Here is a 20,648-nt window from a genome sequence, read left to right on the forward strand (position 1 = left end):
GGTTGGGCTCTACCTGGCTGGCTGTTTAGTTGTTGATCTGGTTCATGACCCAGGCGATGGCGTGTCCGGCGTCTTGGAAGTATTCGTCGGTCTCAGCGATCAATCCGAGTGCGCATTCGTTAAAGCCTCGGGAGTTCGGGCCGAACCCTGGGATTGGTTCTTCCAGGGCGATGTAGAGGCGGGCGGTGTTGCCTTGTTTGCCTTTGCCCATGTTCACCCAGTTGGTTGCGATGACGTGAGTGCCGTATTGGATGACCGCGCCGAAGCTGTTGGTGTTCATTTGCAGGTATTCCATCGTCACCTTGGTCTCGTTGGTTTCCATTGTCGTTGCCGCCCTTTCCCGTTTGGCTGGTTTTGTTTTGGTATGTATATACTGTGAATCCCAATCCAAAATATGGGGTAGAAAAGACAAAGATCTTCTGGGATGCAGATTGCACTAATTTCGCCTCACAGATTCTTCTTGCTGGTGGAGTTGGCATGGACACCTACAACGATGTTTACAAGGGTTGGTGGTGGAAAGGTAAAGGCAACCGATCCGTGTCATGGATTAATGCCAATACTTTCAAAAACTATATGGGAAGCGGATACAGCACGCGATCATGGCGTTCATTTGTGTCAAACGTCCGGTCAGGAGATTTCATAGGTGTCGATTTTGGCAACGATGGATCGGTGGATCATATCGGGTTCGTTTATTCAAAGAGTGGAAGCAGACTACGAATCGCGCAGCACACGCGAAATTACCTTGACTGGAACGGTGATTGGCCAGATTCCGACAATGAAGGGAAGTACTATCGTGTGCGGCGATAACGGCTTTATGCGGCGCTTGCCTAGAATCCAACTGTGGACCATCGGCACGTTAAGCGCCGCAGGAATTATTGCTCTTGCATACGGCTGGTCTCTGCAGTCTGATCCTTACGTGTTGGCAATTCTACTGTTACTTTATGGCGGATTTCTGCCCTTAATCGTTATTGCTTTCACCTTCGTGAAGAAGATGGGAATTAAGCAGCGGGTTACAGTTTTCGGGTGTTGCTTGTTGATGTGCGTTACTGCGTTGCTGTTCGGATTTTTCGGGGAAGAGATTGTAGCTTCTGCCGGTATTGGTATGGTTAGTTATATGTTTTGGCCGGGACGGGAAATCAATCTTGGCCTCAGCCTTGTGTCTATAGTTTTGTGCATGGGAATCACACTGTTGCAGTACTTGCGCGAACATAGCTAATCCGACAAAGCAAACGAATGCAGCCGATTTTCAATACAGGCTGAACTTATGTATGCTTTAAACATCTGGAGGTTAAATGATTAAATTCTTTAAAGCGTTTGCACCAATTTTTACCATTAGCTATCTCCTGCTGGTCGCTGTTATATCTTTACTTGAATATTACATGCTAGTACTCACCGACGGGCATATCTGGCTAATGGCATTACCCGTTCCGCTAATTCTATCTATCGGGTTTGGGCTTCGAGAAAGAAATGGTAAATAATTCGGCTATTCCCGAGACTGTGCTGCTTCGGCTAGACAGGGAGGAATAACAATTACTACACACAGGGCGCGGCTGTCACTGATGCTGGAGTAAGCATTAACGGTACTTTTTACACTCAGGAAGATTTAGCGAAGCATTTGAACATGCAATTTTATTGGCAGGTGAGCAGCATTCCGGAGTGATTACTCGAGCGGTTATTGCTGCTGCGGGTATCTATTTCATTCCGGGTATTGGAGAAATCGCAATTACAGTCACGGAGGCTATTTTAATAGCTGGCGGAACCGTCGCGGTGGGTACATGGCAGTGGATTCCTGCACACAGTGGATCTGCTCGCGCAGCGCAACGGTTTGTTCGTCAAACATCACGGCAGCGATGGAAAAGTCACGCTGCTCTAAATCCCGACCGGAATGATTTCATCGATAGTGACGATTCGGCGGGGTTTGGTGGTGAATTTTTCTTCATAGTGCTCAGCGGCTTATTTGCAGTGAAAATTAGGATATGACGCACTTGTATTGTTGAGGGGTAATGTTGGCGGCAAGATTCCTGTTGCGCTTTTAGGGCTATTGTGTGATACCGGCTTTGATGGCGGTGATGGCGAGTTCGCCTCTGGTTGCACAGCCGGTATGGGTGAGGATATCAGAGACGTAGGAGCGCACTGTCGTTTCTCTGAGACCAGTCTGCTGGGCAATGTTTTTGTTCGCGAGGGCTTTCAGCAGCAGGTGGAACGTGGGGCGCAGGTGCTCTGGCAGAGTGTCTACTGCGATAATAAAGTTTGCGTATTGTTCTCGGTTTTATTGGTTTTGTGCGTAGGAGTCAGTGAGAATTTCGGTGGGTATGGGTGCCATCACTCGCTGGCCGGCATGGGCTTTCCGGATTAGCTGGGCGAGTTCAGGGGCGGGAATGTCTTTGGTGAGGAATCCGCGTACACCTGCCCTAATGGCTTGCCCAAGGGATTCTTCGTGTTCAAACGCAGTGAGCATAATTATCGTGATACTTGGTTGTTCTCGACTGATTCGACGAGCAGCTTCGATCCCGCTCATTACCGGCATATTAACATCTAGCAGTGCCACGTCCACTTGATGCAATGCCAGCTGATCGAACACCTCGGCACCGTTGACGGCTGTTGCCACCACCCGCAGGCCTTCCTGCGCATCCAACAGGCGGGCGAGCCCGTCACAAATAATCTGATCATCGTCAGCAATCAGGAGACGTATTTCTTGTTCGTTACTCATTGCTTTGTTCTTTCGCATCTTGATTGTTGGCAGGGATAGTGATGTAAATCAGCCACTGGTCTCCCAGATTGCTTGTGTTTAGGATACCACCTTCAGCGGATCCTGCTCCCGAGGTTTGCTAGACCGTAGCCGCTGCTCATTCCGGAAGTTACCGGGGTGTCTGCGATTTTGTTGCTTAGCGAAATTGCGAGTACTCCTGGTTCGGCATCAGTGTCGATCACGAGGTTTGCTACAGAATCGGCGGGCGCGTATTTCAGAATATTCGCAGCGCACCCTCGTACTGCTAGTGCCCCAGTGAGGTGCTGTTGGCGTGTCACAGCATTATCGAGGTCGTCTGGAATAACAGTGTCGAGTGTGATACGGCTGGTTTTCAACATCTGTGCCGCCTGCCATACAACCTGGGATAGGGGCGCCTTGCTAGCTGCGGTATCAATTGAGAGGATCATCGGGCGGATTCGCCGCGAGGCTTCTGTGGCTGCTGCTACCAGCGGGCTGAGCTCACCGCTCAGTTCTGGGTGACGGGTAGCCACGTCTTGGGCGAGTATGGCTACGTGGGCCAAGTCTTTTGCCGTCGTATCATGCAACTGGTGCGCCAGCTCACGCCGCGTCTGCCCGGCGGTCTCAGCTGCTGCCTGGCGTTCCTGTTCTGCTGTCAGGCGTAGAGCCAGAATTCAGCGAAGTGTGAGCCCCACAAGCAATACTACGAGAGTGGTGATGAGGGAGTTGAATGTTTGTAGCAGAGGCACAGGGCTCAGCGTTGTAGATACTGTCCAATCGAGGATAATCACCAAAACGGCAGGAATAATCCATGAGCGCATCAGTCACATCACGAGCACTGCTAAAAGCCCGAGAGATATCAAAGTCGTCACACAATAGACGGCTGGCTGCATCGTCGCAGCACGAGTGTAGCTCGAAACAAAAACTTAATCATCACTGAAATTTTATTATATCCAGTGCATACTGAGATGCTGGTACCAACGAATGTCGGTATAATCAACCGACATTCGTCGGTATCGGAAGCTCTAGCGCTGTAGATAACTTGAGAGGGTCCACTCAGGTACCAACTAGCCAATGGAGGAGAAATAATATGGTTACCCGGACTTCTATAGCAAGAGCAGCAACTTCAGGATTGCTCGCCATCGCCCTCGCATTCGGCACTACAGGTATAGCCTCAGCCCAGCCGACGGGCGAAAATGGAATTACTTACGCCAATCTTTCCGCTTCTGAACAAGCAGAAATTTTGGATAGTGTTGACTTGTCGCAAGAAGAGTTAGAGACTGCTGCCAAAGAAGTAGAACTGCTGTTCTCAGTATATTTGTCACAGACTAGTGAAGGGGAATGGTACGTGACTAAGGCGGGGAAAGCTTCTGATGTTTCACAGATTGATATGGAAAAACTTGTTTCCGCTATGAATGGACAATTACCGCAGGATAATGTTTCTAAAACGAAAGTAAAAATAGATAAGTGGAAAACTGGATTGAGAATCATATCTGGAGTTTTGCGCTTGTATTAACGATTGTCGTTTTTTCCCCGTAATTGTTTGGGGAGCATGGGGCACGATTGACAATTTTGAATCAATCGTGATTCGTATCGTTATGTGTGCCGGCATCGTCGCCGTCACGTATATTGGTGCAGGTTTGCTGCTCATGTGGAACCGTTGGACACAGCGCAAATATCGCGAAAAGGGAATCATCAAATAACGCTGCCTGATCACGGGAGCTGGGGCTAAAATACTGATTTCAGCCCCAGCTCCCGTTTCTTGGGTTCTTTCCGCGTGCTGTTCTTGTCGATCCTGCTCATTGGACGATTCTTGGTACACAGAGCAAAATACAATTATCCTTCCACGATGGCATCTCCAGTAAAAGATTGCGCTTGCGTGAAGTGGACATCGCCACGTACCGTAAATGAAGTTGCGTCTTTCAATGACGGTACGACTGTGAAGCGTGCTTCAAAATCGGCAATATTCTTAAAGAACTTCGGATCAAGATCCACCAAAGGTGCCTTTTGTGTAACCAGCCGCAGAATACCATCCGCACCGAGCTCGTAGGCGTCAGAGCGGATCGTGAGCAGATCATTGGTCGTCTTTACTGGCAGGAAACGCTCGCGTGGCACCAAAATCGGTTGTGCTCCGGCAAAAGCTTCCACGATCGCCCCCATTGAAGTTTCAAGCTGATATACCTCAGGAGTTGAAGAGTCTGTGGGGTCAATGTGCTTCTGATTGCGGATCAACGGCAAACCGGCAATTCCCTCACGCTCTTCAAGGAGCTGATCAAGCGCTTCTAAATTGAACCAGAGGTTATTAGTGTGGAAGAGTCGATGCCGGAATTCGTCGGTAAAATAATGCATATCTGCATCTGGCGTTTGCGCAGTATCGCGCAAAATCACGTGACCATCAGAAATTCTGCGTGCAAGATGCCCGCCTTTCCGGTCAGCTGCTGTGCGCACGCAAACTTCTGGCGCATAAGGTGCGCCACTCTTTGCAAACCAGCCGGCAATCTTTGGATGCGGATAGGAGCCCAGATTGTCTGCATTTGAAGTAGCTAAATAGCGGTAGCCTTTTGCTAAGAGTGTTTTTACTAATCCCTGATCTTGGAGGCAGGTGTAGATATCGCCGTGCCCAGGTGGGCACCATTCAAGGCTTGGATCTGCTGGCCACTGCGCCGGCTCATAATCTGTGACGCGAAGTTTCGGCTCTTTCCCTTGTAAGAAATCAAGCGGCAAGCCATCCACTTGCATATTTTCATCAAGGGCTGCAAGCGAATCTTCACGTGTGCGGAATGAATTCATGAGGATCAGCGGCAATTTCACGCCGTATTCTTTACGGGCCCACTTCACTTGCTGCGAAATAATATCGATAAACCGTTTTCCTTGTGTGACGGGAAGCAATGATTTTGCATGCTCCATCCCCATTGAGGTGGCGAGTCCACCGTTCAGCTTGAGCATTACCGTTTTCGATAATGCTTCGCGAGCTTCTGCATCTGAAACTTCAACGGTAGAAATATCGGCTGCATCCGTGATCGGTTCAATCGTATCTTCTGGGATCAAACCAGTTACGCCAGATTCGAGCTGATGAAAATAATGCGTAAAAACTTTAATTCCAAGCTCACTGACACCGTTTTTACGCATCTTTGCTTGCGCATTTTCTAATGCAGACATTTGCAATCTTTTCTCCTCCGTTGGTGATTTCATGGATTGCTTTATTCCAGAAAATTAATCTATTTTTCCGTATTCACTGAATCTATTTCTGCACTTGATGTGCTGATTCAGTGCACACTTCTAGATTTTACTGCACTGCGTCATGAACTATCGCGATAAATCCAGGATCAAGCAGTGGATTTTCTTCAAGAGCTGATTTGATTCTCGGTTTTATGGAATTAGATTTAGGCTGAGTCTATGAACCATACAATTGAGACTATTTTGGCACATCGCTCAATTCGTAAATTTGCAGCCGAATCAATTCCACACGCTGATTTGCAAGCGATTCTTGATGCTGCGATGCGCACGCCGACTTCGCGTTTTTTGCATCATGCTGGTCTGATCTGGATCAAAGATCCCGCAAAGAAAGCTGCGCTTGCGAAGATCGGAAAGCAGGCATATATTGCGAATGCGCCAGAGCTGTTTATTTCAATTGTAGATACCCGCCGGAATGCGCAAATCTTACATGAACGCGGTCTGGAAAGTGCTGCTTGTGGTTCGCCGACGGCGTTTCGTGAAGGTTTTACGGATGCGATTTTGCTGACGCAAACTCTTGCGATTGCAGCTGAATCTTTCGGGTATGGTACTACTTTGCTTGGTTCTGTGCTGAATGATTATGGGAAAACGATCGAGCTCTTAGGGCTTCCAAAATATACTTTCCCGGTACTTGGAGTGATGTTCGGAAAGCCTGCCGAAGAGCCGCAATTAAAGCCAAGAATTCCAGGTGAGCTACGAATTATGACGGATGTATATCAGGAGCCTGAATCTTGGAGTGCAGTGCTGACGGATTTCGATCAGGAAATTCAAACTTATTATGACACTCGTAAGGTTAATTCTCGGGAAGATGCTTTTACGTTACAGGTGGCTACGAAGCTTGCAGACTACCAGTGGCAGGACGAGTTTTTTGCTGCGATCACACAGCAAGGATTCCATGTACTTGACTAGGCGGGCAGCTACGCCTGCGGCGCTTCTCTTGCAAGAAACGGTTGAGACGCTGCTTGCGTGCTTTATCCGCGCAATAGATAGCAGCAATTTCATCGCGCATTGATGAGATTTTTCGTTGAAATTTGGCTTTTCTTTCTTTTTCTCGTAGCCTTGCGGGTATTTCCCGTCCACGCCAAATGCCGTTGCCCGTCCATGTCGGATCAGGTGTGAAGCGCTAGTTTTGTCTCAATTATGATGCGCGAGTAAAAATCTGGGTATTTGCGTTTTAGGCTTGAAATAGATTTGTTTTGAAATAAAGGAGAATGAATTGGCCGATTTATTATTAAACTCACCGATTTTAACGCTCTTCATTGTTGTTGCACTCGGTGCAGGATTGGGGATAGTGCCTTTTGGCCCGGTGAAACTTGGTGCAGCTGGTGCACTTTTTATCGGCTTGATCATTGGTGATATCGTGCCTGAACTGGGGCCGCAACTCGCTGTTGTGCAATCCCTTGGTTTAGCACTTTTCGTCTACACGGTTGGGCTTTCAGCAGGGCAAACGTTTTTTGCAAATTTACGTAAGCAAGCCAAACTGATGGCGGGATCGGTAGGTGTGCTCGCGGTGGGCGGGGCACTTACGATTTTGCTTGGGAAAGTGCTTGGTTTAGATATTGGCCTTGCTGCCGGGATCTATGCTGGTACGCTGACCACGACGCCGGCGCTTGCCGCAGCTACAGCAGCTGCCGGCGGCGATGGTGCGCCAGGTGTCGGGTACTCGCTGGGGTATCCGGTGGGTGTGATCATGGCGATCATTCTTGTTTCAATGATTGTTTCGCGCAAATGGGAAGGGCGCAATGACGCTCCGTCATTGGCAGGGCAATCACTTTTTGCTACAACGGCGCTGGTGGAAAATCCAATGTCGATTCGTGACGTGCCTGGGTGGAAAGAACAAAAGTTCAAAATATCGTATTTGCAGCGGGGAGAAAATACACGTGTTTTTGTGCCTGGCGAAGAACTGCAGGCAGGTGACCAGATCGTGATCGTGGGGCTTGCAGATGATGTGTTTGCAGCGGTAGCAATGATCGGTCGTGAGGTGGAGCAGCATTTGGCTGATTATCGTGCACGCGTTGAATTTGAATCATTTACAGTTTCGAGTAAACATATCGCAGGGCGAACGGTGGCAGCATTGAATATGCCCGGGCGTTTTGGTGCGATCGTGACCCGGATTCATCGCGGTGATCTTGAATTATTGGCTACGGATGCGGCGCGGATCGAAGTTGGAGATCGTCTGATGGTGGCTTATCCGCGGGCTGAATATGAGCAGATTCAGAATTTCTTTGGTGATTCAGAGCGGAAAATCTCGCAAATAGACGCAATCTCAATGGGGCTTGGAATGACTCTCGGGATTCTTCTGGGAATGGTTGAGATATCGCTTCCAGGCGGAATGAAGTTCTCGTTAGGTACTGCTGCAGGGCCGTTGATCGTTGGAATGTTCCTTGGCGCACTGCAAAAAACGGGGCCATTTCTGTGGCAGATGCCGCAGGCTGCAAATCAAACTATCCGGCAACTCGGCTTGCTGTTATTTCTTGCCGCGGTGGGAATATCCTCAGGTAAAGCGTTTATGGGGACGGCATTTACTACTACGGGTGCGTTAGCTGGACTGATGGCATTTGCGATTGTGGTAGTGATCCTAGTGTTGGTAATCGTGCTTGGGCGGATGATTGGGCTTTCGGCACAACGTACTGCAGGCGTGATGGCTGGTATTTTAGGGCAGCCAGCGGTTCTGGCTTTTGCCACGTCAAAAGAGAATGATGAGCGGATCGAAGCAGGATATGCAGCAATTTTTGCACTCGGAATCATCATGAAGATCATTTTGGTGACGATAATCGTTGCATTTGGCTAAGAATCAATCAGTGGTGCATATTTGCACTGCTGAAAATATGCGTAAAACTTGTGACTATAGTGAAAATAGTGGCAAGGAAAACGTGGCATATTTAGCAACACGCGTAATAAATTGGTGTAATCGCGCTGTTTTCCGCTAAATTGCTAGATAGTGGTTCATAAGAATCATTTGAAAATGTCCAATAACTTTTGAGAGGAATAAAATGGCCCTCAACCGTACCGATCTTGTTGCACAGATTGCTGCTAAGGCTGAAATCACCAAGGCAGACGCAGATAAGGCACTCTCCGCACTGCAGGCAGTGCTCGTGGAATCCCTCGAAGCTGGCGAAGCAGTGAAGATCACTGGTCTGATGTCCGTAGAGCGTACCAAGCGTGCAGCTCGTAAGGGTCGTAACCCACGTACCGGCGAAGAAATTGATATCCCAGCTGGTTACGGTGTGAAGATTTCCGCTGGTTCCAATCTGAAGAAAGCTGTTACAAAGTAACTCCAGGATTGAAATCTTTACCGCGACGGTAAATTTGGGAAATGGGAACATCTGCTCTGGTGTTCCCATTTTGTTTTTTGGAAAGATCTTTGGAGTTCGCTCTCCAGCTTGAGTATTTGCCCTTGATTTCTTTTATTTCTCTGCTAAGTATGTGTGAAGTGTAGTGGAATGTGTTTAAGATATTCTTATGAAGAATCGGAAGTGGGAAGAGATGCGAAATCCTGAAAGGCAGACTATAGCAGAGCGTGCCCTGATTTCTGCTGCTAATCACCTCATACGTCCGCGATCAAGTGGGCTTGATGCGCCAAGTGATCCAGGGCAGATCGGTGGCGCAGCTGAGCCTGAGACGGCTGGCAAATCAAGCACCGCGTTGCTTGAACGGACGGAAGAAGAAAAAGCACCGGGAGATAACGAGCGCTTTGCACACTACGTACGTGAAGATCGAATTATGAAATCTATGGTTGAAGGCGGCCCTGTTGTGGCATTGTGCGGGAAAGTCTGGGTGCCAGTGCGTAATCCGGATAATTATCCGCTTTGCCCTACCTGTAAAGAAATTTATCAGCATCTGCGTGGCGGCAATGACGGTGGAAAATGGCCGTTTGGACCAGAAAAGCCCTGAATCGTAAAATATCGTCTAAAATTAGTAATTCCTCGTGATCTGGCAGCGCAAGCAGCACGATCACGAGGAATTAAGATTTGATTGGCGTTTATTTATACGTCATCGGCAGCGAAAATATCAATCATTTCCGTTGGGATCCCCGGGTCGCCTTCAGAGAGTCGCCATGCGGAGTAGGGAAGTGCTGCACGCGAATTGCGATGCAATGAAGCTGCCGCTGCTAATGCGCCCGCTCCAGCATAGGTTTCGTTGATTATGCCGTCTTTTACCAGCTCCACTTGTAATGGGCGGGCATTTTGCGCAGCCAGATATGCAAGACCTTGTTCTCGTGTATCGGCAGAAACTACGATCTCTGCCAAAGCACGGCCGGTTCCGTCATAAGTGCGTCCAGCAACTTTCAAACCGCCAATGGACTTTTTTGCGGCAGATTTCTTCGCGACCTGATGCATCTTGCCGTCTGCTCCTTCTCGTGCCACTAATTTGTACACCATCTCAGCGGTCGGGCGGCCAGATCCAGTAACTACTTTCGTGCCAACTCCGTAAGAATCAACCGGTGCCGCATTTAAGGCGGCGATTGCGTATTCGTCAAGATCGTTAGTTACGGTAATTTTGGTTTGGGTAGCTCCTAGCTCGTCAAGCTGCTTGCGCACTTGGAATGCTTGTGCCACTAGATCACCTGAGTCGAGCCGGATCGCGCCTACTTCGCCTCCCGCGCGGCGTGCTGCTGCAACAGCGTTTTGGACGCCTTTTTGTACATCGTATGTGTCTACGAGCAGTGTAGTGTCTGTGCCCATGGTCGAAATTTGCGAATCAAAAGCGGCGGCTTCGTTTTCATGCAGGAGAGTGAAGGAATGTGCGGCTGTGCCAATGGGTTGGATCCCATAGCGACGGCAGGCTTCGAGATTTGAAGTTCCAATGAATCCGCCAATGATGCAAGCGCGCGCGGCTGCTATTGCTGCAACTTCATGGGTGCGCCGCGATCCCATATCGAGGCAAGGACGGTCGTGAGCAGCGATCGTCATCCGCGAAGCTGCCGTCGCGACCGCAGAATCGTAATTCAGAATTGAAAGCAGTAGCGTTTCAAGAATCACACCGTCAACAAATGAGCCAGTGACGGTAAGGATCGGAGAGTGCGGAAAGTAGCATTCGCCTTCTGCATATCCGTAAATCGACCCGCTAAATTTCCAATCCCGTAGGTAGTTAGCAGTTTTTTGGCTAATCACATTTGCGTCTAGTAAATATGTAAGCTCTCGCTGGCCAAAGGTGAAATTTGTTAATGCTTCAAGCGCTCGCCCAATACCTGCCACCACACCATAACGCCGGTGTCCGGGCAGACGTCGAGCAAAAAGTTCAAAAACACAATTTCGGTGCGCGTGGGCATCTTGTAAGGCCGACTCGATCATTGTCAGTTCGTACATGTCAGTAAGCAGCGCAGTGCTTTGCGGAAAAGTATTCATATCTCAAACGTTAGCCTGAAAATGTGAAGCCGTGCTAGATATTCGAGATATTTTCTCAAATTGCCTAATTTTTCAGTAGAGTTTCAAAAGTGGAAAAGGAAATGACGATGAGAATTTGCAGCGAATATGCGGGCAGGCTTCAAAGAGTAGCTCAGGGCGCGCAAAATTCTGCCGATTCCAGTGATTCAATGCCTGCTCCTGATCTGCAAAATGCTACATCCATGCTTGCGAAAAAGAAGCAAGAGTGGGTCACCGTAGTGCATAACGATCCGGTGAATCTAATGACTTACGTACAGTGGATTTTTGAAAGTTACTTTAATATGGATCCAAATGTGGCACGTTTGAAAATGCTGGAAGTACACCGAAACGGGCGGGCAGTAGTAGCTCACGGCGGACGTGAACAAATGGAGCGTGATGCACAGGCAATGCACACATATGGTTTGTGGGCCACGATCGAACCGGAGGCAGATGGCCGATGATGGCATTTCGGATCGTCCGCGGTGGATATCGGGCAATGGCAACTCCAGAAGAATGTGAGCTGATCTGCGGGCTCGTGCATGATGTGGTGTATATTCTGGGCAGTGATGTGGAAGATGAGCTTGTACGTGCGCAAGAGCGTGAAGAATTTCTTACTAAAAGTGCTTTCGAGGCGGTAATCGGGGAGAGCGACGATTTACATCCAGCTGCTGCAGACGGCCAGCTATCGGCCACGGAGGAGGATCTCTTCGCTGCTTTAGAAGATGAATTTGCTGCGATCTCAGAGCGGATCGAAGATGAAGCAAATAATTATGCTGCTGATTTAGATGCTGCTCCGGCGCAACAAGATGATGCTTTGGCACGGTTACTTCCCGATATGAGTGAAGATCCAGATATCGCTACTGAGTTGCGTGAGCTAACGGAAGAAAGTGTTTCGATCGCCAAAGTTGAAAATCTCGTCTTAATGTATCAAACCTTGCATCGCGTCCTTGAACGCGCTGATGATCTGCCAAATGATCCTGGCAGTGGGGCACTTGATGTGCAAAACATCGGCGATTTGGGGGCAAACTATCCTGAAGCTGCAATACCGGATCAACACCATAAACTCATGCATACGCATCATGACGTATTCGTTTCCAACGAGGATGCGCCGCGCTGGCTCGCCGCCATGAATGATATTCGGCTGGTACTGGCGACCCGTCTTGAGATTGATAATGAAGCGATGAATGAATCAGTATACGAACGTGCGCAGCTTTTCACGAGTCATTCGGTGGGGCGCGATGAAAATGTACCCGAGATCGAGTCTCCTGAAGATATGATGACGGTGCTCTACGCGATGCTCTCATGGTGGCAAGAATCACTGGTGAATGCACTCCGAAACAAGGCATGGCGCCATTGAGATGGCAGCTAAAATGAATATTATGAACGACGCTCCGATTGGTATTTTTGATTCCGGTTTAGGCGGGCTGACGGTAGCCCGGGCGATTATCGATCAGTTGCCGAATGAAGCAGTTACATATATTGGTGATACCGCGAATACTCCTTATGGGCCGCGTCCAATTGCGCAAGTGCGTGAAATGGCTTTAGAAATAATGGATCATCTCGTCAGTACTGGTGTGAAGATGCTGGTAATTGCGTGTAATACTGCTTCGGCAGCGGTCTTGCGCGATGCCCGTGAGAGATACACTCTCGGGCAGGGGATTCCTGTTATTGAAGTGATTCAGCCGGCGGTGCGCCGGGCAGTGCAATCGGTGAAAAATGGGAAAATCGGAGTGATCGCGACGCAAGCTACTGTCGATTCACGTGCATATGAAGATTCTTTTGCGGCAGCACCCAATTTGCAGGTTTATACCGCAGCGTGCCCACGGTTCGTAGAATTTGTGGAAAATGGTGTTACTTCTGGATCTGAATTGCTTGCTGTGGCCAATGAGTATCTTGCGCCGATGAAATCTGCGGGGGTCGATACTTTGATTCTTGGCTGCACACATTACCCGCTTTTGACGGGGATTATTTCGTATGTGATGGGAGAATCTGTAACGCTTGTTTCTTCAGCAGAAGAGACGGCGAAGGATGTATTTGCTACCCTCACTTCACTTGATCTTTTACGTACTGGACGAGGTGAAGCGCCCAAACGGGATTTTCTTGCAACCGGTGATGCAAATGAATTTGCGATCCTGGCACGGAGATTTTTAGGGCCGGAAGTGAGCATGGTGCATTCAGTGCAAATCGGTACAGCAAAGCGCCAGCTTAATAATCAGATTTAAGGGTGTAGAGAGAATCGCAGACTGCGATGCGACATAGAATGTAATGAAATATTAGGAAGGCGCAGATATCGTGAAATTAACAATCGTGGGGTGTACCGGATCAATGTCTGGACGGGAAGCTGCAGCCTCCGCATATTTACTGCAAGCTGCAGGGACTGACAGTAACGGACTTGAGCGCACATATTCGGTAATTCTCGATTTCGGCCCAGGCGCAATGGGGCAATCACTGAAATATGTAGATCCGGCATTGCTTGACGGCATCATTTTTTCGCATCTGCATGCTGATCATTGTGCAGATATCGTTGGGATGCAAGTGTATCGCCGCTGGCATCCGCAAGGAGCACTTTCTCAAATCCCAGTGCTCAGCCCTGAAGACGGGATGCGGCGCACGCGGCAGATCGCTGATGATCCAGTTGATGAAACATATCAAAATGAATTTGAATTTATTTCAGTAAAACCTGGTGATCGTGCGACTCTCGGCCCGATGCGTTTTGAATTTTTTGCCGCTCAACACACGATCCCGGCTTTGAGTATTCGCGTGACGGGGCCGTCAGGGATCAATCCTGGTAATGATGTAGTGTTCACCTATTCGGGAGATACGGATTCGTGTGAAGGGCTGATTGATGCAGCCACTGGTGCAGACTTATTTCTTTGTGAAGCAGCATTTGAGGAATCGCGAGATACGGTTCGGGGAGTGCATTTAACGGGGATGCGTGCAGGGCAGGTAGCGCATGAAGCCGGTGCAAAAGAACTCGTGCTGACGCACTTGCAGCCATGGACGAATCCAGAAATTACACGAAATGATGCTGCCCAAAATTTTGCTGGTATGATTTCGCTGGCCGCTCCAGGGGCAGTGTTTGAAATTTAAGTTGATTTACGAGATCTGCAGAAAATAGTTATTTTTAGTTACGAGAAATCAATGCGAGAGAAAGTGGAATGAAATGAAACGAAACGACGGACGCGCATACGATGAATTGCGCCCAGTAAAAATTACTCGCAACTATCTTGCAACTGGCGAAGGAAGCGTGCTCGTCGAATTTGGAAATACCAAAGTATTATGCGTCGCATCTTTTACTGAAGGCGTGCCGCGCTGGCGGAAAGATTCCGGGCTGGGATGGGTCACTGGCGAGTATTCGATGCTCCCAAGAGCTACGGCTACCCGCAATCAGCGCGAATCAGTGAAAGGCAAGCTTTCTGGCCGGACTCAGGAAATCTCTCGGCTGCTTGGTCGATCATTGCGTACTATCGTTGATCTGGCAGCGCTTGGTGAAAATACGATCGTGCTTGACTGCGACGTCCTCCAAGCCGACGGTGGTACTCGCACGGCAGCAATTACCGGCGCATACGTGGCCTTGCATGATGCGGTTCAGTGGGGGATCGCGCAGGGTTTGATCAAAGAAACCCCAGGTAAGCCGGTATTGCGCGATAGCGTATCGGCAATTTCAGTGGGAGTGATTGATGGGCAGATTAGTCTTGATTTGCCCTATGAAGAAGATGTACGCGCTGAAACTGATATGAACGTAGTAATGACGGGCACGGGCGCTTTCATTGAGGTGCAAGGTACTGCTGAACATGAGCCGTTTACGCGTGCTGAACTTGGCAAACTATTAGACTATGCCGAAAAAGGCAATCGTGAATTGGCGCAAATCCAGCGTGCAGCACTTGCGCAATAAACATAGTGCCCGGTGAAAACAGATGCTTAACAAGCCCACAGATGCATGATTTGCTGCATTTTGCAGCTTCGCTATTGAAAGTAAGGATGTAATTTTGAATTCCCAAATGAAGCCGTCAAAATTGGTGATTGCAACTTATAATCGGCATAAACTCGGGGAGATTCAACGAATTTTACACGCACATCTGCCCAGTATCGATATCACTCAGATCAGCTGTGCGGCAGATTATGATTTGCCGCAGCCGCGTGAGGATGGAATTAGCTTTATGCAAAACGCCTTGCTCAAAGCTCGGGCAATTACACGAGCATTGGGTATTCCAGCGCTCGCGGACGATTCGGGGATTTGCGTAGATGTGCTTGGCGGTGCGCCCGGAATTTTTTCAGCTCGTTGGGCAGGTGCGCATGGAGATGATGCTGCGAATCTGGATTTGCTGTTGGCACAGCTTGCGGATGTACCTCAGCAATATCGGCAGGCTAATTTCACATGTTGCGCGGCTTTGGTTTTCCCTGACGGAAGAGAATTCACCGAGTTGGGTACGATCGAAGGTACTTTGCGGTATGAGCGTGCTGGCAAAGATGGTTTTGGGTACGATCCGATCTTCCAGCCCTTGGGAATGCAGCAGACTCTTGCTGAGATTTCAGCAGAGGCGAAGAATCAGATTTCACATCGCGCTGCGGCATTTGCGAAAATTGCCCCAATTATTGGGCGTGAGTTAGCAAATTAAAGCAAGTGCATTCAATGCGTTGATTTAATTTCCGAGATATGCCATTGCACGTTTCAGGATGGCACCTTGGCTTTTGCAGATTTCTGCCTGTAGGCTTTCGCTGCGGATTTCGCCTGGGGTAAACCAGGAAAACTCAATCGCATTTGAATTTGGGGCACAATCTCCAGCCATTGGCACAATGTAGGCTAAAGAGACTGCATGTTGGCGTGGATCATAGAGGTGCTCGCCAGGAGTTGGAAAATACTCACCGATAGTGAAGGGGAGTGCGGATACTGGGAGTTGTGGTAATGCCATTGGTCCGAGATCTTTTTGGATGTGCCGCAGGAGTGCTTCAAGGATTGATTCGTTCATGAGTACTCTTCCACGCGGGATAGTGCGTTGGAGAACATCTCCGTCTGAGCATAGGAGCAGTCCGACGGCTGTTAATTCTCCGTGTGGATCAAGTTTTACTGGCACGATATCGACGTAGAGAACCGGCATTTTGTTGCGCACAAATTCTAGTTCCTCAGGTGAAAGCCAGGAAGCTGAGTTTTCTGGTGTGGGGAGTCCACTGAAGGAGATTTCAGACATATTTTGATTCTGCCAGTACGAGTACTGGAAGTAGTAGTGGGCTGATGATTTTCGGCGGCTGGTGAAATTTCTGAGCGATTTTGCGATGATTTTTCGCAGGCTTTGTGGCAGAGTTGGAGCGTGAAGAAGTATTTGAAACCGATGATGTGGATCAATACGGTGTTTGCCGTCATCGTATTTTTCCTGAGTTCGTTGACTTTATACGGCTTGGGAAATAGACCGGCTACCTTTGCGTTCCTGATGATTGGTGGGATCGGTTTTGCAGTGATTTGCTACGGATTTGTGAAGCAACAGCCGATGACGGTTGCTGCTGGTTCGCTTGCTGTATCGTTGCTGATGCCGACGCAGGTGGGGATAGCGCCGATGATTATCGGGTTCATATTTTTTATGTTGTTGCTTTCTTTGCAGCTTTATCTGACACTTTTTGCAGCTGATGCGCGTGGTCGGGAATAGTGCGTGGTCGGGAATAGCTGGTGCAGAGATTTTTATTCGTGGAAGGGATTTGAAATGACGAGATTTGCAGTGGGGCAGGTAGCTCCTGATTTTACTTTGCCGGTTGTGGGCGGTGGAAATGTAGTATTGTCTGAGGAAATTCGGCAAGCTGATCGCGGTGTGGTGGTTTATTTTTATCCGCGTGCAATGACTCCTGGGTGCACGAAGGAAGCTTGTGATTTTCGTGATGCGGAGAATTCTTTACGCAGTGCAGGGTATCGGGTGATCGGGATTTCTCCGGATAGTTTGGAGAAGTTGGAGCGGTTTGTAGAGCGGGATAATCTGAATTTTCCACTGGCTTCTGATGCGTCTAAGGAAGTGATGACGGCGTGGGGCGCTTTTGGGGAGAAACAGAATTACGGGAAGATCGTGCAGGGCGTGATTCGTTCCACTTTTGTGATTGATGGGGATGGAAAGTTTGCGCTTGTGAAATATAACGTGAAAGCTACTGGGCATGTTGCGCGGTTACGGCGTGAATTAGGGATTGATGGTGAGCGTTTTCGCCAGGGATAGTGGGGCTGGCGTGGATACTGGATCGTATTTCTTTAACTAGTTAGCTATGTAAAATGTTTGATTTGGAAAAAGTTGCCTGACTCGTTAAGCTTATTGAGTTGAGTTTGCTACTTTGATTAGTGGTGTAGTTCAACTTGCGCGAGTGGCGAAATTGGCAGACGCGCTAGATTTAGGTTCTAGTGCCTTCGGGCGTGGGGGTTCAAGTCCCCCCTCGCGCACCACAAGGAGCCTGAACGGTGAGAAAGCCGTTCGGGCTTTCTTATTAGTGAGGGCGACGCAGTGGTGCATAATTTTGCGGGGCAAAATTATTAGCACTTTGTGTGGTGAGATTAAATCTCGACGAAATTGTGCTCAAGAATTTGCGGAGTAAATTCTTGAAGGCACCGTTGTGGTGGTGTTCGGGCTTTCTTATTAGTGAGGGCGACGCAGTGGTGCATAATTTGTTTTATCGCCCTATTTTTTCGGTTAGTGCTGAGGAAAAAATTTAATTTTCGCTTTTAATAGTGTGTTTCTTGAAGATCCAATCGTGTACTTTTGAATCTGAGTTCACCACGTTGGTCTGAAATCGTCCAGGGTAGTTTTCTGAAATGGGAGGAGTGTTTTGCTCCTCCTTCTGCTCTTTGGCTGAATTTGTTTTTCTCGCCTATGCTTGAAGCTATGAAGATTGCACGTTTTTCAATAAATGACGGCGCAAGGTTCGGCGTGTTAAACGAAGAAACTGGCCGCTACCATCTGCTTAACGCAGATCCGCTCTATTCTGGATTTGAGCAGTCAGGGCAGGTGATTGCGCCGTCTGAAGCACATTTTGTAGCTCCGATGTTGCCGCGTTCGAAGGTCATCGGTTTTCAAAGTGCTTTTTCTGAATCAGATCTTACAGAAAGTGGTTTTGGTGCTTATTTTAAGCCAAACACTTCTGTTGTTGGCACTGATGTGCCAGTTAGTATGCCAAATTGGGCGAAGGGGCAGGGGCTTAGTGTTACGCCGCAACTTGGGCTGGTGGTGTCACGTCTGTGTAAGGATGTGCCTGAGAGTATGGCTGCAGATGTGATCTTTGGTTATCTGCTTGTGACGGATGTGAGTGTGCCAGAGCTTGCAGCGCAAGATCCGGTGCAAGCGTTCGGTTTCGACACGTCGTGTCCGTCTGGGCCGATTTTGGAAACGGGGCTGCCGAGCGGTGAATTCGCGTTTGCTTTCGATGCTGGTGAGAATGGCTATGATGGAGTGATCCATTTTGATTTGCAGTCTCTTGCACGGCGAATTGCTTTCGCATCACAGGTTGCTACCTTGCTTCCAGGGGATATTATTCTTACGGGTGCGCTTGGTGAAAAACTTCGCGTGCAAGATGGTGATGAAATCGTGTTTGAAAATACTGCACTTGGTGTACTGCGAAATCCAGTATTGAAGTAGAATTGAGGCGCTATGAACACTATGAATATTCCTGCGGGCAAGGATGTCCGCGTACGTTTTTGTCCTTCTCCAACTGGTACCCCGCATGTGGGAATGGTGCGTACCTGCCTTTTCAACTGGGCTTACGCACGGCATACTGGCGGTACTTTCGTTTTCCGAATCGAAGATACGGATGCTGCTCGGGATTCCCAGGAATCGTATGAGCAAATTATTGATTCATTGAATTGGCTTGGTCTTGATTGGGATGAAGGAGCCGAGGTGGGCGGGCCTGACGGGCCGTACCGCCAATCGCAGCGAATGGAAATTTATGCCGATGTGGCTCAAAAGCTGCTTGCTGCTGGATATGCTTACGAATCGTTCTCCACGCCAGAAGAAGTTGAAGCACGGCATTTGGCTAAGGGTGAGGATCCAAAGCTGGGTTACGATGGTTTTGATCGTGATCTTTCTGAAGCGCAGAAAGCCGCGTACCGTGCGGAAGGCCGTCAGCCGGTATTGCGGATCCGGATGCCAGATGAAGATGTGACATTTACAGATTTGGTGCGTGGTGAGATCACGTTTAAGGCTGGTTCGGTACCTGATTATGTGATCGTGCGTGCAAATGGTGATCCGCTTTACACTTTGACCAATCCTGTGGATGACGCACTAATGAATATTAATACGGTGCTTCGTGGAGAGGATCTGCTTTCTTCCACACCGCGCCAGGTGGTGTTGTATCGGGCTTTGATTGAGTTGGGGATCGCGAAGCAGATGCCAGTGTTTGGGCATCTTCCTTATGTGATGGGGGAAGGAAATAAAAAGCTTTCAAAGCGTGATCCGGAATCGAATCTGCTTTTGCATCGTGATCGTGGCATGATCCCTGAAGGTTTGTTGAACTATCTTGCTTTGCTGGGATGGTCGATTGCGCCTGATCGCGATATTTTCTCGCGTGAAGAGTTGGCTGAAGCATTTGATGTGGCTGATGTTAATCCAAATCCGGCACGTTTCGATGATAAGAAGTGCGTCGCTATCAATGCTGAACATATTCGGATGCTTGATGTAGCTGATTTGAAGCGGCGTTTAGTACCGTTCTTGCAGCGCAGTGGGGCTTTTGAAGCTGCTTCCTATGATGCTGCTGATGCCGATACTCAGCGGAAGCTGGATCTTGCTGCGCCGCTTGTGCAGACGCGGATCCAATTACTCGGTGAAGCTCCGGCATTGATGAAATTCTTGTTTATTGCTGCTGATGAGATTGAATACAATGAGAAGGCAGTGGCGAAGTTGAAGGATACTACGCCTGCTGTGCTTGATCGCACGGTCGAGGTATTTGGGCAGATTCCTGCCACGGATTTCACTGCTGAAGCGGTGAAGGCTAGATTTGATCAGGAGATCGTGCAGGGGATGGAAATTAAGCCGCGTTTTGCATATGCTCCGCTTTTTGTGGCAATGACGGGTACGAATGTGTCGCTGCCAGTGATTGATTCGATTGCGATTCTTGGTCGGGATGAAACGATTCGGCGTCTGCAGCGTTTCCGTGAGACGCTTTGAGCTGCTTCGCTTTTGTAAATAACTGTTTTTATTTCGAGAGCGGATTTTCTCAAGGATGCTTTAGGGAAGCTGGTTCCGTCCTATTTTGAAATTCTCCTCGGAAGTTATGCGGCTAAATTGGCTCTGCTTCCGGGGAGATTTTTGTATTCCTTGTGGGCGGGGTTATGTCTGCTCTGGCGTTATCGTTAGTGATGCGCAGTTTGGAAATCCAGACGG

At 48.8% G+C, this 20,648-nt stretch carries 25 protein-coding genes and 1 tRNA gene; 19 read left to right on the forward strand and 7 right to left on the reverse strand.

Annotated elements, in window-relative coordinates:
• Positions 1-25: 25 nt before the first annotated feature.
• Positions 26-322: an Nmad4 family putative nucleotide modification protein gene (locus J2S36_RS00395; protein ID WP_309954451.1), complete on the reverse strand. Its 297-nt coding sequence runs from the start codon at positions 320-322 to the stop codon at positions 26-28.
• 53 nt (positions 323-375) lie between these two features.
• On the opposite strand from J2S36_RS00395, the gene J2S36_RS08595 reads away from it, so the two are divergent.
• The 3 genes from J2S36_RS08595 (at position 376) to J2S36_RS00405 (ending at position 1,980) form a co-directional block, all read left to right on the forward strand.
• A complete protein-coding gene (locus J2S36_RS08595) occupies positions 376-807 on the forward strand; it encodes an amidase domain-containing protein (RefSeq protein ID WP_374717318.1) in 432 nt (143 codons plus the stop codon).
• Entirely contained in the window at positions 776-1,216 is a 441-nt protein-coding gene (locus J2S36_RS00400; protein ID WP_374717319.1) for a hypothetical protein, read from the forward strand. Before J2S36_RS08595 ends, J2S36_RS00400 begins: the two co-directional genes overlap by 32 nt.
• A gap of 416 nt (positions 1,217-1,632) precedes the next feature.
• Positions 1,633-1,980: a hypothetical protein gene (locus tag J2S36_RS00405; RefSeq protein WP_309954454.1), complete on the forward strand. Its 348-nt coding sequence runs from the start codon at positions 1,633-1,635 to the stop codon at positions 1,978-1,980.
• Positions 1,981-2,038: 58 nt separating this feature from the next.
• Here J2S36_RS00405 and J2S36_RS00410 read toward each other — a convergent pair whose 3' ends face one another.
• The 3 genes from J2S36_RS00410 to J2S36_RS00420 form a co-directional block, all read right to left on the reverse strand.
• Positions 2,039-2,245, reverse strand: a complete 207-nt coding sequence (locus tag J2S36_RS00410; RefSeq protein ID WP_309957421.1) for a LuxR C-terminal-related transcriptional regulator — start codon at positions 2,243-2,245, stop codon at positions 2,039-2,041.
• Positions 2,246-2,269: 24 nt separating this feature from the next.
• Entirely contained in the window at positions 2,270-2,710 is a 441-nt protein-coding gene (locus tag J2S36_RS00415) for a response regulator (RefSeq protein ID WP_309954455.1), read from the reverse strand.
• A gap of 92 nt (positions 2,711-2,802) precedes the next feature.
• A complete protein-coding gene (locus J2S36_RS00420) occupies positions 2,803-3,294 on the reverse strand; it encodes a sensor histidine kinase (RefSeq protein WP_309954458.1) in 492 nt (163 codons plus the stop codon).
• Between the two features lie 503 nt (positions 3,295-3,797).
• Between J2S36_RS00420 and J2S36_RS00425 the strand changes: the two genes are divergently transcribed.
• Positions 3,798-4,223: a hypothetical protein gene (locus J2S36_RS00425; RefSeq protein ID WP_309954460.1), complete on the forward strand. Its 426-nt coding sequence runs from the start codon at positions 3,798-3,800 to the stop codon at positions 4,221-4,223.
• A gap of 320 nt (positions 4,224-4,543) precedes the next feature.
• Here J2S36_RS00425 and J2S36_RS00430 read toward each other — a convergent pair whose 3' ends face one another.
• Positions 4,544-5,872 (reverse strand): UTP--glucose-1-phosphate uridylyltransferase, encoded by a 1,329-nt coding sequence (locus J2S36_RS00430; protein ID WP_374717338.1) that lies wholly within the window; start codon positions 5,870-5,872, stop codon positions 4,544-4,546.
• Positions 5,873-6,103: 231 nt separating this feature from the next.
• On the opposite strand from J2S36_RS00430, the gene J2S36_RS00435 reads away from it, so the two are divergent.
• The 4 genes from J2S36_RS00435 (at position 6,104) to J2S36_RS00450 (ending at position 9,835) form a co-directional block, all read left to right on the forward strand.
• Positions 6,104-6,850 (forward strand): nitroreductase family protein, encoded by a 747-nt coding sequence (locus tag J2S36_RS00435; protein ID WP_309954464.1) that lies wholly within the window; start codon positions 6,104-6,106, stop codon positions 6,848-6,850.
• Positions 6,851-7,157: 307 nt separating this feature from the next.
• The gene (locus J2S36_RS00440) at positions 7,158-8,732 is read left to right on the forward strand and encodes an aspartate:alanine exchanger family transporter (protein WP_309954465.1); all 1,575 of its coding nucleotides are present in this window, start codon (positions 7,158-7,160) and stop codon (positions 8,730-8,732) included.
• Positions 8,733-8,934: 202 nt separating this feature from the next.
• Complete coding sequence (locus J2S36_RS00445; RefSeq protein ID WP_309954468.1) at positions 8,935-9,216, forward strand: HU family DNA-binding protein; 282 nt, start codon at positions 8,935-8,937, stop codon at positions 9,214-9,216.
• A 187-nt stretch (positions 9,217-9,403) separates the two neighbouring features.
• Positions 9,404-9,835 (forward strand): DUF3039 domain-containing protein, encoded by a 432-nt coding sequence (locus tag J2S36_RS00450; RefSeq protein WP_374717320.1) that lies wholly within the window; start codon positions 9,404-9,406, stop codon positions 9,833-9,835.
• A 92-nt stretch (positions 9,836-9,927) separates the two neighbouring features.
• On the opposite strand, the gene J2S36_RS00455 is transcribed toward J2S36_RS00450, so the two are convergent.
• Positions 9,928-11,289, reverse strand: a complete 1,362-nt coding sequence (locus J2S36_RS00455; RefSeq protein ID WP_309954470.1) for a nicotinate phosphoribosyltransferase — start codon at positions 11,287-11,289, stop codon at positions 9,928-9,930.
• 101 nt (positions 11,290-11,390) lie between these two features.
• Here J2S36_RS00455 and clpS point away from each other — a divergent pair, with 101 nt between their 5' ends.
• The 6 genes from clpS to rdgB all read left to right on the forward strand — a co-directional run bounded on the left by clpS (position 11,391) and on the right by rdgB (position 15,926).
• Entirely contained in the window at positions 11,391-11,768 is a 378-nt protein-coding gene (clpS, locus tag J2S36_RS00460; protein WP_374717321.1) for an ATP-dependent Clp protease adapter ClpS, read from the forward strand.
• Entirely contained in the window at positions 11,765-12,664 is a 900-nt protein-coding gene (locus tag J2S36_RS00465; protein ID WP_309954472.1) for a DUF2017 family protein, read from the forward strand. Before clpS ends, J2S36_RS00465 begins: the two co-directional genes overlap by 4 nt.
• 22 nt (positions 12,665-12,686) lie before the next feature.
• The gene (murI, locus tag J2S36_RS00470; RefSeq protein ID WP_309954474.1) at positions 12,687-13,529 is read left to right on the forward strand and encodes a glutamate racemase; all 843 of its coding nucleotides are present in this window, start codon (positions 12,687-12,689) and stop codon (positions 13,527-13,529) included.
• Between the two features lie 70 nt (positions 13,530-13,599).
• The gene (locus J2S36_RS00475; RefSeq protein WP_309954476.1) at positions 13,600-14,397 is read left to right on the forward strand and encodes an MBL fold metallo-hydrolase; all 798 of its coding nucleotides are present in this window, start codon (positions 13,600-13,602) and stop codon (positions 14,395-14,397) included.
• Between the two features lie 73 nt (positions 14,398-14,470).
• Positions 14,471-15,202 carry a ribonuclease PH gene (gene rph, locus J2S36_RS00480; protein ID WP_309954479.1) on the forward strand — a complete coding sequence of 244 codons (732 nt, stop codon included), beginning with the start codon at positions 14,471-14,473 and terminating at the stop codon, positions 15,200-15,202.
• Between the two features lie 106 nt (positions 15,203-15,308).
• Positions 15,309-15,926: an RdgB/HAM1 family non-canonical purine NTP pyrophosphatase gene (gene rdgB / locus J2S36_RS00485; RefSeq protein ID WP_309954480.1), complete on the forward strand. Its 618-nt coding sequence runs from the start codon at positions 15,309-15,311 to the stop codon at positions 15,924-15,926.
• A gap of 24 nt (positions 15,927-15,950) precedes the next feature.
• Here the strand turns inward: rdgB and J2S36_RS00490 are convergent, their stop codons facing one another.
• Positions 15,951-16,496, reverse strand: coding sequence for a DUF4916 domain-containing protein (locus J2S36_RS00490; protein ID WP_309954482.1), 546 nt, complete (start codon positions 16,494-16,496; stop codon positions 15,951-15,953).
• Between the two features lie 120 nt (positions 16,497-16,616).
• Here J2S36_RS00490 and J2S36_RS00495 point away from each other — a divergent pair, with 120 nt between their 5' ends.
• The 5 genes from J2S36_RS00495 to gltX all read left to right on the forward strand — a co-directional run bounded on the left by J2S36_RS00495 (position 16,617) and on the right by gltX (position 20,432).
• Positions 16,617-16,949: a hypothetical protein gene (locus J2S36_RS00495; protein ID WP_309954483.1), complete on the forward strand. Its 333-nt coding sequence runs from the start codon at positions 16,617-16,619 to the stop codon at positions 16,947-16,949.
• Between the two features lie 54 nt (positions 16,950-17,003).
• Positions 17,004-17,501 carry a peroxiredoxin gene (locus J2S36_RS00500; RefSeq protein ID WP_309954485.1) on the forward strand — a complete coding sequence of 166 codons (498 nt, stop codon included), beginning with the start codon at positions 17,004-17,006 and terminating at the stop codon, positions 17,499-17,501.
• 136 nt (positions 17,502-17,637) lie between these two features.
• A tRNA-Leu gene (locus tag J2S36_RS00505) sits at positions 17,638-17,722 on the forward strand.
• A 436-nt stretch (positions 17,723-18,158) separates the two neighbouring features.
• On the forward strand, positions 18,159-18,908 hold the full coding sequence (locus tag J2S36_RS00510; RefSeq protein ID WP_309954486.1) for a fumarylacetoacetate hydrolase family protein: 750 nt from the start codon (positions 18,159-18,161) through the stop codon (positions 18,906-18,908).
• 12 nt (positions 18,909-18,920) lie between these two features.
• Positions 18,921-20,432, forward strand: coding sequence for a glutamate--tRNA ligase (gene gltX, locus J2S36_RS00515; protein ID WP_309954489.1), 1,512 nt, complete (start codon positions 18,921-18,923; stop codon positions 20,430-20,432).
• Positions 20,433-20,648 lie beyond the last annotated feature (216 nt).

This window comes from Arcanobacterium hippocoleae (assembly GCF_031456295.1).
In the GTDB taxonomy this organism is placed as follows: Bacteria; Actinomycetota; Actinomycetes; order Actinomycetales; family Actinomycetaceae; genus Arcanobacterium_A; species Arcanobacterium_A hippocoleae.

Excerpts from the sequence above, each read along its gene's own strand:
- J2S36_RS00395 (WP_309954451.1), bottom strand. The coding sequence starts at position 322 with ATGGAAACCAACGAGACCAAGGTGACGATGGAATACCTGCAAATGAAC.
- J2S36_RS00400 (WP_374717319.1), top strand. The coding sequence starts at position 776 with ATGAAGGGAAGTACTATCGTGTGCGGCGATAACGGCTTTATGCGGCGC.
- J2S36_RS00415 (WP_309954455.1), bottom strand. The coding sequence starts at position 2,710 with ATGAGTAACGAACAAGAAATACGTCTCCTGATTGCTGACGATGATCAG.
- J2S36_RS00425 (WP_309954460.1), top strand. The coding sequence starts at position 3,798 with ATGGTTACCCGGACTTCTATAGCAAGAGCAGCAACTTCAGGATTGCTC.
- J2S36_RS00435 (WP_309954464.1), top strand. The coding sequence starts at position 6,104 with ATGAACCATACAATTGAGACTATTTTGGCACATCGCTCAATTCGTAAA.
- J2S36_RS00445 (WP_309954468.1), top strand. The coding sequence starts at position 8,935 with ATGGCCCTCAACCGTACCGATCTTGTTGCACAGATTGCTGCTAAGGCT.
- J2S36_RS00450 (WP_374717320.1), top strand. The coding sequence starts at position 9,404 with ATGAAGAATCGGAAGTGGGAAGAGATGCGAAATCCTGAAAGGCAGACT.
- J2S36_RS00455 (WP_309954470.1), bottom strand. The coding sequence starts at position 11,289 with ATGAATACTTTTCCGCAAAGCACTGCGCTGCTTACTGACATGTACGAA.
- clpS (WP_374717321.1), top strand. The coding sequence starts at position 11,391 with ATGACGATGAGAATTTGCAGCGAATATGCGGGCAGGCTTCAAAGAGTA.
- J2S36_RS00465 (WP_309954472.1), top strand. The coding sequence starts at position 11,765 with ATGATGGCATTTCGGATCGTCCGCGGTGGATATCGGGCAATGGCAACT.
- murI (WP_309954474.1), top strand. The coding sequence starts at position 12,687 with ATGAACGACGCTCCGATTGGTATTTTTGATTCCGGTTTAGGCGGGCTG.
- rph (WP_309954479.1), top strand. The coding sequence starts at position 14,471 with ATGAAACGAAACGACGGACGCGCATACGATGAATTGCGCCCAGTAAAA.
- rdgB (WP_309954480.1), top strand. The coding sequence starts at position 15,309 with ATGAAGCCGTCAAAATTGGTGATTGCAACTTATAATCGGCATAAACTC.
- J2S36_RS00490 (WP_309954482.1), bottom strand. The coding sequence starts at position 16,496 with ATGTCTGAAATCTCCTTCAGTGGACTCCCCACACCAGAAAACTCAGCT.
- J2S36_RS00500 (WP_309954485.1), top strand. The coding sequence starts at position 17,004 with ATGACGAGATTTGCAGTGGGGCAGGTAGCTCCTGATTTTACTTTGCCG.
- J2S36_RS00510 (WP_309954486.1), top strand. The coding sequence starts at position 18,159 with ATGAAGATTGCACGTTTTTCAATAAATGACGGCGCAAGGTTCGGCGTG.
- gltX (WP_309954489.1), top strand. The coding sequence starts at position 18,921 with ATGAACACTATGAATATTCCTGCGGGCAAGGATGTCCGCGTACGTTTT.